Raw genomic sequence first — 13,369 nt, forward strand, 5'->3', positions numbered from 1 at the left:
ACCCGGGTCTCGACCGGGGCGTCTCGTTCGTGTGCGTGAGCCGGCCCCGCATGTCGTCGAGCACCGCCTGATAGAGCGTCGCCTGCTCGGCCGTCAGACCGCACAGGTGCCGGGTGTGGCGCTTGACGGGCAGGTCGTCGAGCACGGCCGGGTCGGACTTGACGCGGCGCAGGAGGAAGGGCCGGGTCGCCTGGCGCAGGCGGGAGGCGGCCTCCTCGTCGGCGTACCTTTCGATGGGCACCGCGAAGCGGTTGCGGAAGGTGTGCGGGCCGCCGAGGAGTCCCGGGTTGACGAAGTCCAGGATGGACCAGAGCTCGGCCAGCCTGTTCTCGACCGGGGTCCCCGTCAGGGCGATCCTGGTCCGGGCGTCGAAGCGGCGCACCGCGCGGGCCGCCTCCGACGCGCTGTTCTTGACGTGTTGCGCCTCGTCCAGCACCACGCGGTCCCACGTGATCTTGGCGAGCTCGTCGGCATCCCGGGTCGCCGTCGCGTACGTGGTGAGCACCACATCGGCACCCTCCGCCAGCCCGCCCGGCCCGGGGCGGTCGGCGCCGTGCAGGACGCGCACGCGGAGGCCGGGGGCGAAGCGTTCGGCCTCGCGCTGCCAGTTGCCCAGCACCGACAGCGGGCAGATCAGCAGCGTAGGCCCGGTGCGGCGGTGCAGCAGCAGCGCGAGCAGCTGCACCGTCTTGCCGAGGCCCATGTCGTCGGCGAGGCAGGCGCCCAGCCCGAGGCCGTCGAGGAAGGCCAACCACGAGAAACCCCGCCGCTGGTACGCCCGGAGCACCCCGCTGAACCCCTCCGGCACCTCGAGCAGTTCGAGGTGCTCCCCCAGCCGCCCCGACAGCAGATCGGCGACCCAGCCGCTGCCGTGCACCTCGGCCACCGGCAACGGCAGCTCCTCGGGCGGCAGCAGCCGGACCAGCCGCAACGCCTCCCCGGCCGTCATCGAGCCGCCGCCGCGCCGCAGGAAGTCGAGCCCCGCCCGCACCCGCTCCGCGTCCAGGAACACCCATCGCCCCCGCAACCGCACCAGCGGCACCTTGGCGTGGGCCAGCTCGGACAGCTCACGCTCGGTGAGGACCTGTCCGCCGAGCGCCAGGCCCCATTGATAGCGCACGATGGTGGCCAGGTCCGCGGCCTGGTCGCGCAGGACGGGTGCGGCAAATTCCGGAGTACGCACGTCGAGCGCGAGCCCCAGCCGCAACGGCTCCCGCCACCACGCGGGCAGCAGCACCCCGTAGCCGGCCTGCTCGAGGATTTCGGCGTGCTCCAGGAAGGTGTACGCCCCGGCGGTGTCGAGCAGCAACTCGGTGGGCCGCGCGGCACTCAGCGCCGGGTCGAGCCCCGGGAACAGCCGGGCTGCCCGCCCGAGCCCGGCCAGCAGCCGCTCCTGAGGCCGATGTGTCCACCGCCGCAACGGCGCAACCGAGTCGCGCCACACCTCCCCGGCCGGCACGAGCAGGCTGGGCTCGTCGACGGGCTGCAGCAGGAACTCGAGCAGCCACCCGTCCGCCCGCTCCCCCGTGGCGGCAGGAGGGAGGCCGGCGGGGAGGTGCGCGGTCGTGGCGTCGGCCTCTTCCAGGTCGTCGTCGGTCTCCTCGACGCGGCTCAGGCGGAAGACAACGCGCACCGAGGATCCGCTGCTCGCCTCGCTGTGCCACTCGTCGAGCGCGGCGGCGACGGCATCGAGATCGCCGGACGAGGATGCCGGGTCGAGCACGGCGGCGACGGGGTGGGCGGACGTGCCCCCGGCATTGCCGGACGGAGTGGCGGGGCCGCCCGGAAAGGCATGCGGGCCGCCGGCCGGAGTGGCGGGGCCGCCCGGAAAGGCATGCGGGCCGCCGGCCGGAGTGGCGGGGCCGCCCGGAAAGGCATGCGGGCCGCCGGACGGAGTGTCGGGGCCGCTCGGAAAGGCATGCGGGCCGCCGGACGGAGTGGCGGCGTCGCCCGGAAAGGCGTGCGGGCCGCCGGCCGGGGCAGCGGAGCCGCCGGCCGGGGCGGACGGGGTGATCAGGCCGTCGTCGGTGGTGAGAGCGGCGAGCCAGGGCGCCCCCGCGAGGGTGGTGCCGGTCTCGGCGAGGCGGGTGCGGACGAGGCCGTCGACCAGGCGTTCGAGGGCGGCGTGCAGGGCGTCGGGGGCGGGGAGGCCGGCGACGTCGCCGGGGCGGGCGCGTTCGGCCCGGCAGGCGGCGGGCATGCGGTCGAGGAGATCGGCGTGGCGGGCGGCGTCGGCCCCGGTGAGCACGGGCCGCCAGTACGCGCGCGCACCGTCGTGGCGCAGGGCCGGCAGCACCCGGCCACGGGCGACGAGGCCGGCGGCGAACTCGCACAGCTCGGCGAGGTAGCGGAAGGACGGGGCGGCGCGCATGCCCAGCTCGTCGGCGAGGTCGTCGGTGACGAACGGCACCTCGACCGCCGGGACCGCCCACGCGCGCCAGCGAGGCTCGCCCCGCCGGGGCGGCAGGCCCAGGGCCGGCGACGGCAGCGGCCCCGCCGTGGTCGAGGGCAGCACCAGCGTCGCCGGCCGCGCATTCCGCCCCACGGCGACGGCGAACGGATGCGACCCACGAGCCGCGGACCTCCGGACGGCACCGGCCGACGTCGCAGCGGGCAAAGTGGCACCGGACGATGTAGCAGCGGGCGAAGAGGGACCGGACGATGTAGCAGCAGGCGAAGAGGAGCCGGACGATGTGGCCTCGGCTTCGGAACGCGGGCCCGCGCCCGGGGCGGCCTCTCCCCACAGCGCCAGCCCGCCGTCCCGCGCGAGGAACCCGTGCAGGACCGTCACCGCGGAGTCGCCGGCGGCGGGCTGGGCCGTCATGCGGCGGTCCACGTGATGGCCGGCGGGCGGACGCGGGCGCACACCGGGCCGCCCTCGGCATCGGTCAGCCCCAGCCGCCCGACCAGCACCGCGTCGCCCCGGTGGGCGGCCCACAGGAGCTCGCCCGGCACGTCGCCGAACATCAGCTTGGCCCGGCGGAACCCCGCGAACTCGGCGGCGGCGCCCCAGCTCAGATAGAGGAACCGGGCTCCGGGGCGGCCGTGCACCCAGGGCCCGCCGACGTCGAGCAGGCCGTCGACCTCGCGGCTGGTGACCTCGAGCTCCCAGACCGCCGCCTCCGCGTCCACCGGGAAGCGGCCGACGACCTCGACGCGCCGGCCCGGACCGGTGCGCTGCATGCCGACCTGCACGCCACGCAGCCGCAGCGTGTGGGCCTCCCCACCGCCGCGCCGCCCGGGCAGGTCGCTGCCCTCGATCCGGATCCGCACGTCAGCACTCTAGGCCGACCCCCCGACAAAAATGCCGCGAGGACCCGGCCGGAGCACCGCCGAAGCACCAGCGGAGCACCAAGAGCACCGGAGCACCGGAGCGCCGAGGATCACCCGCTGCGGGGCACCACCACCACCGGCCGCCGCGCCCGGCGGACCAGGCGCGCCGACACGCCGCCGAGCAGGACCCGCCGGGCCGGACCGTACCCCCGGGAGCCGCACACCAGCACGTCCACGTCGTCGAGCTCGGCCAGCTGGTCGACCACGTCGCCGATGCGGATCTCCCAGTCCGCCGGCGTGGCCGTGACGGTGGCCGCCGCCCGGGTGAGCGCCTCCTCGTACGTCTCCCGGGCGGTGTCCAGGAACGCCCGCTCGGCGTCCTGACCGACCAGGAACGGCAGCGTCGAGTCCGCGTCGGCGACCACCGTGACCAGGCGGACGGGGGTCTTGGTGCGGGCGGCGAGGGCGGTGGCCGTGGCGAGGGCGGCCCGGCCGTCGAGCGTGTCCACGTAGGCGACGCCGATCCTGCTCAGCGCGCCCGGCGGGCGTTCCATGCCGGTGGGGGCGACGGCGACCGGGCACACGCTGCCCGCGAGCAGCCGGTCCGCCGTGCTGCCGGCGAAGAGGCGGCTGCGCGGCCCGGAGCGGCCCGACCCCACCACGATCAGGGCGGCGGCGAGCTCTTCGGCGAGGTCGTGCAGGCCGTGGGCGGCCGAGCTGGAGGCGACGGTACGGTACTCCGCCGCACCCTCGACCAGCGCCCGAGCCGCGTCGAGCACCTGCTGTGCCGCCTCGTGCCGGGCGGCCACCCATTCGGCGTCGACCCGGCCCGACCCGAGGGCCGCGGGCGCCGGATGGACCACGGCGACGACGAGGGGCGCGTCGAGCACCTCGGCCGCCCAGGCACCGAGGACCAGGGCGTCGCGGGCCGAGTCCCCGCCGTCCACGCCGACGATGACCGGGCCGCCCCGGGCGGGCGCGGTCATGGCTGGTGTCCTTCGTCACGGGCCCAGCCCGGCGTGCCGGAGGTGGCCTCGGTGCGCAGGCGCGAGTTGCGGTAGCCGTACAGGAAATAGATGGCCAGGCCGAGCACGAGCCACACGACGAACCTGATCCAGGTGTCGAGCGGGAGGTCGCTCATCAGGTAGACGGCGAAGGCCACGCCGAGGATCGGCAGCACCGGCGACCACGGCACCCGGTAGGGCCGCGGCATGTCGGGGCGGGTCCGGCGCAGCACGATCACGCCGATGTTGACCAGGACGAAGGCGAACAGCGTGCCGATGTTGACCAGCTTGACGATCTCGGAGAGCGGGACCAGGGCGGCGAGGATCGCGATGAGGACGCCGAGGCCGACGGTGAGCCGGGCGGGCGTGCCGTAGCGCGGGCTGACCGTGGCGAGCCGCTGCGGGAGCAGGCCGTCGCGGCACATGGCGAAGAAGATGCGCGTCTGGCCGTACATGATGACCAGCACGACGCTCGTGATGGCGACCACCGCGCCGAACGACAGGATGCCCGCCGCCCAGGTGATGCCGGCGCCCTCGTCGAGGGCCGCGGCGAGCGGGGCGTCGCTGTCCTTCATCTGGTCGGGGCTGGCGATGCCGAGGGCGCCGACCGCGGTGAGCACGTAGAAGAGCGTGCAGATCAGCAGCGAGCCGATGATCGCCAGCGGCAGGTCCTTGGCCGGGTTGCGCGCCTCCTCGCTGCCGGTGGAGACCGCGTCGAAGCCGATGTACGCGAAGAAGATGATCGCCGCGGCCGAGGTCACCCCGTCCACGCCGCTGGGGGCGAACGGCTGGAAGTTGCCGGTGCCGAAGTTGAACAGCGCCACCACGATGAAGAAGGTCAGCACGACCAGCTTGACGGCGACCATGACCAGGTTGACGCGGGCGCTCTCGGTCACGCCGCGCACGAGCAGGGCCGTGATGGCGAGCACCACGAAGACGGCGGGCAGGTTGAAGATGCCGCCGTCCTCCGGCGAGGTGGCGATCGCGTCCGGGAGCGCGACCCCGAAGGCGGCGTCGAGGAAGGCGTTGAGGTTGCCGCCCCAGCCGACCGCGATGGCCGCGACGCTGACCCCGTACTCGAGGATGAGGTCCCACCCGATGATCCAGGCCACCACCTCGCCGAGCGTCGCGTAGGTGTAGGTGTAGGCGCTGCCGGACACCGGGATGCTGGAGGCCAGCTCCGCGTAGGACAGGGCGGAGAAGGCGCAGGCCACCGCCGCCAGGATGAAGGACAGGATCACCGCGGGACCCGCCACGCCGGCGCCCTCGCCGATGACCACGAAGATGCCGGTGCCGATGATGGCGCCCACGCCCATCGCGGTCAGGTGCAGCGAGCCGACGGCCTTCTTGAGGCCGTGCCCCTCCTCGGCGGTCTCGGTGATCAACGAGCGGACGTCACGGACGGCGAAGATCCCCGGCCGGCTGCCGGAACTTGTGGTCATGCCACCACCCCCCTCGGCTGACACCGTGACCGCGATCGATTTCGAGTGGCAGCCCCAGGCGGCATGATCGGCAGCATGGTGCAACTTCGGGCGCCGGAGTTGCCGCCATGGGCGCCCCGGGTTAGTGCGGCGCCCTGCGGTGCCGGCGGGGCACGTTGTACGGTGAGGGCACGGGTCACGCGGACCGGGGGGCCTCCGCGGACCCGCCGCAGCGAGCGCGACGGATGGGCGGAATGCCATGGGCGAGGCCGTGATGACGACCCGGCGCCAGGCCGACGGCACCATCGTCGTCGACGTCCGGGGCATGCTCGATGCCGCGACGGTCGACGCCCTGCGCGCGGCCCTGATCACCACCCTGCACGGCGAGCGGCCGGCGATGATGGTGGTCGACCTGACGTACGTCACGTTCATGGACTCGATGGGCGTCGGCGCCCTGGTCGCGGGCTACAACGCCGCCCGCGAGACCGGCACCCGCTTCGTGCTGCGCAACCCCAGCGAGTTCGTGCACCACCAGCTGCGCATCACCGGCCTCGCGGAGATGTTCGGCCTGCCGCCGGCGCCGACCGGCCCCCAGTCCTACCTCCGGTGACCTGGCACGATCTGGACCTGCCGAAGGGCATCACCGGGCGCGCCTGGACGCCCCGCGCACGCTCCGGCGTGGTCCTGGTGGTGCACGACGGCGCCGAGTACGAGAACCGCACCGGCCTGACGTCGGCAGTGCCCGGCAACCCCGTGGTGCTGCTCGACGCGTCCGACCGCCTGACGCAGTACTCGGCCGATCCGGCGTACGCCCGGCAGTTGTCCCGCATCGTGCGTGACCTGGGCAGCGGCGCGCCCGTCGTCGGGGTGGGCGCCAGCCTCGGCGCGCTGTCGCTGCTGCACGCGCAGTGCCGGTTCCCGGTCTTCGACGGGCTGTTCCTGCAGTCGGGCAGCTTCTTCCGCCCGGCGCTGGACCGGCAGGAGTCGGACTTCCGACACTGGCTCCGCATCGTCCGGTTCACCGGTCGCGTGGCGCGCGGAAGTCTCGGCCCCGGCGTGCCGATCACGCTCACATGCGGCACCGTGGAGGAGAACCTCGCCAACAATCGCGACATGGCGCGGGCCCTGCTGGCCCAGGGCTGCCCGGTCACCTTCGCGGAGGTGCCCGGCGGTCACGACTGGGACTCGTGGCGCGCGGCTCTCGACCCGCACCTGACCGCCCTGCTGCGGAGGGTGCACCAGGAGGCTTAGAGATGGCGGACGTCGGGCACACCATCGGGCTGCTGCTGGGCACGGAGGAGGACTGGCCGCGCGCGTACGAGGCGCTGCTGCGCCGGGTCGGGGCGATTACCGACCCCGCCGGGCGTACCCACCGGATCCGCAGTGTCCGCGTCACCATCGAGCCCTTCCACCTGCGCGACCGGCCCCGGCACGACCTGGTCATCGACCGGCTCGCCCACTGGTACTACCACCCGCGCGAGTGGCTCAAGAAGATCGCGCTGATGGACGACGTCTACCTGCTCAACAGCCCGTTCACGTTCCAGTCGATGGAGAAGCACGCGGCCTACTGCGCCATGCTGCGCCTGGGCCTCAAGGTGCCCGAGACGGTCCTGGTCCCCTACAAGAACCCGCTCGACAACGCCCGCTGGGCCTACACCTCGGCCCGCTACAACCAGCCCTTCGACCTGTCCGCGGTGGCGGCGTCGATCGGCTACCCGCTCTACATGAAGCCCTACGACGGCGGCGCCTGGGTCGGCGTCTCCCGCATCCGCGACGAGCGGGAGCTGCACGCCGCCTACGACGCGTCCGGCGAGCGGCTCATGCACCTGCAGGCCGCCATCGAGGACTACGACGTCTTCGCCCGCTCGCTGACCATCGGCCCCGAGACGATGGTCATGAAGTTCCGCCCCGACCTGCCGATGCACGAGCGCTACGCGGTGGACCACGGCTTCCTCACCGACGCGGTCGGCGACGAGGTCGTCACCATCTCCCGGCTGGTCAACGCCTTCTTCCGCTGGGAGTTCAACAGCTGCGAAAGCCTGGTCAAGGGCACGGACGTCCACCCCATCGACTACGCCAACGCCTGCCCCGACGTCGCCGTCACCTCCCTGCACTACTACTTCCCGTGGGCCATGACCGCCCTGCTCCGCTGGACGGTCTACTGCGTCGTGACCGGCCGCCGCGCGCGCATGGACACCGACTCGTCCGCCTACTTCGCCGTCGCGGACGACCCCGACCTCTCGTACGCCGAGAAGCTCACCCTCTACCGCAGGCTCGCCGACGACTACCTCGACACCGAGCGCTACACCGAGTTCTGCGAGAAGCACCTGTCGCACGTCCCGGAGATGGTCCACAAATGGGTCTCCTCCCCGGAGTTCCGCTCGCTGCTCACCGAGACGGTCCGCGCGATGTACCCGCCCCACGAGCACGAGCGCTTCCTCGGCCACTTCGGCGGCCTGATCGACGCCTGGCTCCGCGACAACGCCTGAAGCCGCCTCCTGAGTGCCGCAAGCGATTCGCCGGCGATCGGCGGCAGCGCGCTCGTCCTGACCCCGGCGGAGCCCTTGGTCAGGAGGCGCGGTGGCGGCCCCGGCGGGCGGGTTCCCAGGAGGCGTCGGTGCGCGGCTCGGGCATGGCCACGCTGGTGGCGGCGTCGGCGGCCTGCTCGTCCCAGGCGGAGACCGTGGCGGGGCGGGGGGCGCGGGGGCCCAGGTCGGTGAGCGGGACGTAGACGCGGGCGTCGACCGCCTCGGCGAGGAGCAGGGCGGCGACCAGGGCGGTCGGGCGTTCGGCGGGGTCCCTGTCGAGGCAGCGGGAGACCAGGTCGAGGACCTCCGGGGCGAGCCCCTCGATGACCGGCAGCGGGTCGGGGTTGCCGTAGCGCTGGGCCTGGACGAGGGCGGTGTGGGTCGCGACGGTCCAGGGGATGCGGCCGGAGAGGCAGTGGTAGAGCAGGACGCCCAGGGCGTACATGTCGGAGGCCGGGGTGGCGGGGACGCCCTCGAAGCGCTCCGGGGCGACGTAGGCGGGGGTGCCCATGACCGGGCCGTCGGGGTCGGGGTCGACGCTGCCCGCGGCGGCGGCGATGCCGAAGTCGAGGACCTTGGCGCCCGACGGGGTGAGCATGATGTTGGACGGCTTGATGTCGCGGTGGACGACGTGCTGGGCGTGGGCGGCGGCGAGCGCGGCGGCGACCTCGGCGCAGACGCGGACGGCGATGCGCCAGTCGAGGGCGCCCGTGCGCAGGTGGGCGCTCAGGGTCTGGCCGTCGACGAGCTCCATGACGATGTACGGGACGTCGCGCCCCGGCTCGGGCGAGGTGCCGAAGTCGTGGACGCCGGCGACGTTGGGATGGGCGAGGCGGGCGGCGGAGCGGGCCTCGGCGCGGACCAGGTCGACGCCCTCGGTGACGCCGAGGGTGCCCTCGACGGCGGGTGCCATGATCTTGACGGCGACCGGGCGGTCGAGGACCTGGTCGTGGCCGCGCCAGACCTCGGCCATGCCGCCGATGCCGATGCGCTGCTCGAGCTGGTAACGCCCGCCCAGCATCCGCATCGGTGGTCCCCCCGGCTGTCGTCCGTCCCTGGTCAACCGGCTAGCTACCCGGGCTTTGGGCTGCACAAACTCGGTCCACTCCGGCGGGTGGCGACCCCCGGAGATCGGTCACCGTGAGTAACGTCGCCGTGGCAACATGCCGGAAACATGCCCCGGGAACAAACATGGCGGAACCCGTCCTTGTGGGAGGGTTCCGCCATGGTGGGCCGTGCGGCGCGGCCCCCGGGTGATGCCGGTGGCCGCCCACGACCGGGCGTTATGGGTCCGACGCTAGGCGCCGTTGATCACCCTACGTCATCCGGGGCCTGGTCAGGTGACCCGGCTCATAGGACCTCGGTGCGCAGATCGTGGGCCCCGTCCGCGCGCGTCGCCTCGTAGTAGAGCCGGGTGCCGCCCGACGGCAGCGGCAGGACGCACAGGTAGCGCAGGCCGTTCGGGGCGTGCGGGCTGCCCAGCGGCTCGCCCTCCTCCGCGGTGAGCTGGCCGAAGCTGCCGTCGGCCAAGCGGGTGCCCCGGGCGGTGCCGGTGCGCTCCTCCCAGTTCTCCCCCGCGGTCGCGCGGCCGTCGTACGACGCGAGGATCGTGTCGCCGGACACCGACACCGAGGAGACGCGCACGCCCCGGGCGTCCCACTGCCCCGGACGGCCCGCGAGCGCCGTGCCGCGCCAGGTCCAGTGGACGCCGTCGGGGCTGGTCGCATACTCGGTGGTCATGCGGTCGGCGTCGTCCCACGACTCGAGGGGGTGCACCGACGCCCAGAGGTGCCAGCCGTACTCGTCGTGGTGCAGCACGGGGTCCTTGACGCCGACCGTGTCGTCGCCCGCGAGCACGGTGACGGCGGGCGCGGTCGCGAGACCCTCGGGGGTGGCCGCCTCCAGCATGTCGACACGCCAGTGCTTGGTGCCCGGGGTGGCGGCGCTGACGTAGAGCCGCCACCTGCCCTCCGGCGTCCGCACGAGGGCCGGCCGCTCGAGGGACTCGGCGCCGAAGCGCTCCTTGTCGACCTCGGCGACGATCTCGAAGGTCTCGCCGTCGGCGGACCGGGCGATCACGTTGGCGATGCCCCGCCCCTCGCCGATCGGCAGCCGGAGACGGTACGCAAGGTAGTAGTAACCGTCCGCGACGACCGCCGATGGGGCACCGGCCCACGCTCCCGGCTCGTCACCGGGCGGCTCCACCACCACCGTCGACTCGTCCCAGCGTGGCAGCGACAGCGTCTGAGTTCCGATGGACAAGGCGGCTCCATTCCGTGGCTACGGCGACACGACGAAGGGTATCCGCACTAGCATGCACCATCTATAGGCGTGATAGGAGTTCGGCAGGGGGTCGCCCTACGGCGCCTTGGCGTGGCGATCGACCGACAGCCAGTCGTCGTAGGTCTCCCCCGTCACGTCCTGCAGCAGCGCGATGTCGTCGGCGAACAGCGGCAGCAGCGCCTCCCGCTCGGCCGGCGTGGTGACCGGGCGCGGGCCGTTCTTGCGGTGCAGCAGGGTGAGCAGCGGGCCCCGGGCGGCGAGCCGCACCGGCACGGGGAACCGGTGCCCGAAGGTGCCGCCCGCGCGCAGCAGCGCCCGGAGCACCCGGTTGAGCTCGTTGTCCTCGACGACGTGCCGGTTGACGTTCTCCTTGGGGATCTCCCGCAGGAGGCCGGTCTCCACGCCCAGGAAGTCGCACACCCGGTCGAGCGTGGCGGCGGGGGCGTCCTTCAGCTCCCGGTAGCGCAGCAGCAGCACCTGCTCGCGGGGGAAGACCTTGTAGAGATGCTGGAGCTGCCTGCCGTACAGGCCGAGGCTGACGTAGTGCCAGAAGTCGGCCCACCCGGCGGCCTTGCGCTGCTCCTCGGCGCGGCAGGCGGCGAGGAAGTCGGCCTCCGGCTCCAGCCCGGCGTTCCACAGGTGCGTCCAGTTGGAGTGGGCACGGTCGACCGGGTCGCGGAGCAGCAGGATCAGCCGGGCGTCCGGGACGAGGGCGTGGATCCGGTCGTGCGAGCCGTGGTCGTACAGGTAGAAGGGGGTCGCCTCGCCCCGCAGCGTGCCCGCGGGCGCCGGAGCGAACAGCGCCTCGTAGTCGGCGCGCCGCCACACGTGCTCCTGGTAGGTCTGCACGTCACCCGGCCCGCCCGTCGCCGGCGGCCGGCCGTCGGTGAGGAAGAACTTGGGCTCCTTCACCGCGGGCAGGAAGAGGCCGGGATGCCGGACCAGGGCGGCGTGCAGGGCGGTGGTGCCGGCCTTGGGCACACCGGCGATCAGGAAATCGGGAAGCGGCATGGTCTCTCCTCGATGTGCGGCAGCACCCCATGAAGTGACACTTACCCTACAGATCAAGTAGGCAATCGCCAGCGGTGCACCCGCAGCCACCCGGCGTCAGGGCCGCCGGCGTCGCCACCAGGCGCGACGGCGGAAGCGCGGGCACGCCGCCGCCCCGCAGAAGGTGCACTCCGTCCCGCCGCGGTAGTGCTCGTGCGCCTGCCGCTCGTGCCCGCAGACACAGAGCGCTTCCGTCGCGGTCACCGGGTCACGCACCGTGCCGATGCGGGGGCGGAGCGGGCCGGCCGCCGGAGGGCTGTCATGCCCACAGCGTAGGCACAGCCGCGGAACAGACCCGTCAACGCGCCGAAACAACCGTCCTGCAACCGTGGCCTATACGCTCCGTGACATCACCGCGAGTGAGCGGGAACACTCGGGAAAATCGGAAATCACCATTTCCCGGAATTGCCTGCCCCTCGCGGCCCGCCTTTCCGGTAAGCCCGGGATCGGGCGTTTACCGCCCGCCACGACCCGCCTGTCCATTACGGGCTGTGATTGGTGGGGCGGATGGTCAACAAGATCACCCGTGAGCATAAGTCCTGCTCATCCGTCCGGTCAGGAGCGGCCGTGGGGTGATGAGGACCTCGGACCTTTGGTTAGTTGACGCTACGTAGCGTGTGGCTACAGTTGTCCGCAGAGCCCGGCGACCCGACGTTTCCGCTCCCGGAAAACGATGAAAGCGTCGCTCCTGCAGCCTCTGAAGGGAACGACATGCAGCTCCCCCCGTCCACCGGCAACACAGCGAGTAATCACAGTTCCTCACCCACTGTGAGCGTCGTGATCCCGACCCTGAACGAGGAGCGCAACCTCCCCCACGTCTTCGCGAAGCTGCCCGCCGGCATCGACGAGGTGATCCTGGTGGACGGCGGCTCGGTGGACCGGACCGTGGCGGTCGCCCGCGAGCTGCGCCCCGACGTGGTGGTCGTGCACCAGACGCGTACCGGCAAGGGGAACGCCCTGGCCTGTGGCTTCGCCGCCTGCACGAGCGACATCATCGTGATGATCGACGCCGACGGGTCCACCGACCCGGGCGAGATCCCGCTCTTCGTGGCGCAGCTGACCGACGGCGCCGACTTCGTCAAGGGCTCGCGCTTCTCGCACGGCGGGCACAGCCACGACATCACCAAGCTGCGCAAGCTCGGCAACGACGGGCTGAACCTGGTCGTCAACGTGCTCTTCGGCACCCGGTTCACCGACCTCTGCTACGGCTACAACGCCTTCTGGGCGCGGGTCGTGCCGACGCTGGACCTGCCCGACGTCGCGCTGCCGCGCCCGACCGACGGCTCCAAGCTCTGGGGCGACGGCTTCGAGATCGAGACCATGATCAACATCCGGGCCGCCGCCGACGGCATGCGGGTCGGCGAGGTCGGCAGCGTCGAGCACGCCCGCATCCACGGGCAGAGCAACCTCAACACCTTCCGGGACGGCTTCCGCGTGCTGCGGACCATCTTCAGCGAGTACGGCCGGATGCGCCGGATGCGCCGCACGGGCGCCAACCGCTCCGGCGTGATCGTGCACCAGCGCCCCGGCACCGGCAACACCCCGCCGGCGCACGCCCTCAACCGGGTCGTCAACCGCGCCCCGGCCGCGGGCAGCGCCGCCGACACCGACCCGCGCATGCACATCGCCAACGTCAACCGGGGCAGCCTGCGTCGCGAGGACCAGCGCGCCGCCCGCCCCCGCCACTCCCGCGTCACCAGCGAGGACTGAGCCCCCGCCCGCCCCCGCCGCGCGACCGGACCCCGCTGCCCGGCCCCGCCGCACACCGCGGCGAGGGACAAGGCGCCGGCTGAGCCCCCGCAGCCGCCCC

General features: G+C 73.1%; 11 protein-coding genes. 4 read left to right on the forward strand and 7 right to left on the reverse strand.

Annotated features, from left to right (window positions below):
• The 4 genes from RBH18_RS24150 to RBH18_RS24165 form a co-directional block, all read right to left on the reverse strand.
• Positions 1–2,824, reverse strand: a 2,824-nt coding sequence (locus RBH18_RS24150) for a DEAD/DEAH box helicase (RefSeq protein ID WP_372338977.1), incomplete at its 3' end; no start/stop codon positions are given.
• A complete protein-coding gene (locus RBH18_RS24155; protein ID WP_306211601.1) occupies positions 2,821–3,273 on the reverse strand; it encodes a DUF5990 family protein in 453 nt (150 codons plus the stop codon). The genes RBH18_RS24155 and RBH18_RS24150, both read right to left, overlap by 4 nt.
• A gap of 110 nt (positions 3,274–3,383) precedes the next feature.
• Complete coding sequence (locus tag RBH18_RS24160; RefSeq protein WP_306211603.1) at positions 3,384–4,259, reverse strand: universal stress protein; 876 nt, start codon at positions 4,257–4,259, stop codon at positions 3,384–3,386.
• On the reverse strand, positions 4,256–5,719 hold the full coding sequence (locus RBH18_RS24165) for an amino acid permease (protein WP_306211605.1): 1,464 nt from the start codon (positions 5,717–5,719) through the stop codon (positions 4,256–4,258). The genes RBH18_RS24160 and RBH18_RS24165 overlap by 4 nt, the downstream gene beginning before the upstream one ends.
• 253 nt (positions 5,720–5,972) lie before the next feature.
• Here RBH18_RS24165 and RBH18_RS24170 point away from each other — a divergent pair, with 253 nt between their 5' ends.
• From RBH18_RS24170 to RBH18_RS24180, 3 genes are read left to right on the forward strand one after another with little or no spacing between them, the layout of a single operon-like run.
• Positions 5,973–6,308: an STAS domain-containing protein gene (locus RBH18_RS24170; protein WP_306211607.1), complete on the forward strand. Its 336-nt coding sequence runs from the start codon at positions 5,973–5,975 to the stop codon at positions 6,306–6,308.
• Positions 6,305–6,949 (forward strand): alpha/beta hydrolase, encoded by a 645-nt coding sequence (locus RBH18_RS24175; RefSeq protein ID WP_306211609.1) that lies wholly within the window; start codon positions 6,305–6,307, stop codon positions 6,947–6,949. The genes RBH18_RS24170 and RBH18_RS24175 overlap by 4 nt, the downstream gene beginning before the upstream one ends.
• A 2-nt stretch (positions 6,950–6,951) precedes the next feature.
• Positions 6,952–8,187, forward strand: a complete 1,236-nt coding sequence (locus RBH18_RS24180; RefSeq protein WP_306211611.1) for an ATP-grasp domain-containing protein — start codon at positions 6,952–6,954, stop codon at positions 8,185–8,187.
• Positions 8,188–8,266: 79 nt separating this feature from the next.
• Here the strand turns inward: RBH18_RS24180 and RBH18_RS24185 are convergent, their stop codons facing one another.
• The 3 genes from RBH18_RS24185 to RBH18_RS24195 form a co-directional block, all read right to left on the reverse strand.
• Positions 8,267–9,253 (reverse strand): serine/threonine-protein kinase, encoded by a 987-nt coding sequence (locus RBH18_RS24185; protein ID WP_306211613.1) that lies wholly within the window; start codon positions 9,251–9,253, stop codon positions 8,267–8,269.
• A 323-nt stretch (positions 9,254–9,576) separates the two neighbouring features.
• On the reverse strand, positions 9,577–10,488 hold the full coding sequence (locus RBH18_RS24190) for a hypothetical protein (RefSeq protein ID WP_306211614.1): 912 nt from the start codon (positions 10,486–10,488) through the stop codon (positions 9,577–9,579).
• Between the two features lie 96 nt (positions 10,489–10,584).
• Positions 10,585–11,520, reverse strand: coding sequence for a sulfotransferase domain-containing protein (locus tag RBH18_RS24195; protein WP_306211616.1), 936 nt, complete (start codon positions 11,518–11,520; stop codon positions 10,585–10,587).
• Between the two features lie 750 nt (positions 11,521–12,270).
• Between RBH18_RS24195 and RBH18_RS24200 the strand changes: the two genes are divergently transcribed.
• Positions 12,271–13,269, forward strand: a complete 999-nt coding sequence (locus tag RBH18_RS24200; RefSeq protein WP_306211618.1) for a glycosyltransferase family 2 protein — start codon at positions 12,271–12,273, stop codon at positions 13,267–13,269.
• Positions 13,270–13,369 lie beyond the last annotated feature (100 nt).

This window comes from Actinoplanes oryzae (assembly GCF_030757795.1).
Classification (GTDB): domain Bacteria; phylum Actinomycetota; class Actinomycetes; order Mycobacteriales; family Micromonosporaceae; genus Actinoplanes.

Excerpts from the sequence above, each read along its gene's own strand:
- RBH18_RS24165 (WP_306211605.1), bottom strand. The coding sequence starts at position 5,719 with ATGACCACAAGTTCCGGCAGCCGGCCGGGGATCTTCGCCGTCCGTGAC.
- RBH18_RS24195 (WP_306211616.1), bottom strand. The coding sequence starts at position 11,520 with ATGCCGCTTCCCGATTTCCTGATCGCCGGTGTGCCCAAGGCCGGCACC.
- RBH18_RS24180 (WP_306211611.1), top strand. The coding sequence starts at position 6,952 with ATGGCGGACGTCGGGCACACCATCGGGCTGCTGCTGGGCACGGAGGAG.
- RBH18_RS24170 (WP_306211607.1), top strand. The coding sequence starts at position 5,973 with ATGACGACCCGGCGCCAGGCCGACGGCACCATCGTCGTCGACGTCCGG.
- RBH18_RS24185 (WP_306211613.1), bottom strand. The coding sequence starts at position 9,253 with ATGCGGATGCTGGGCGGGCGTTACCAGCTCGAGCAGCGCATCGGCATC.
- RBH18_RS24200 (WP_306211618.1), top strand. The coding sequence starts at position 12,271 with ATGCAGCTCCCCCCGTCCACCGGCAACACAGCGAGTAATCACAGTTCC.
- RBH18_RS24160 (WP_306211603.1), bottom strand. The coding sequence starts at position 4,259 with ATGACCGCGCCCGCCCGGGGCGGCCCGGTCATCGTCGGCGTGGACGGC.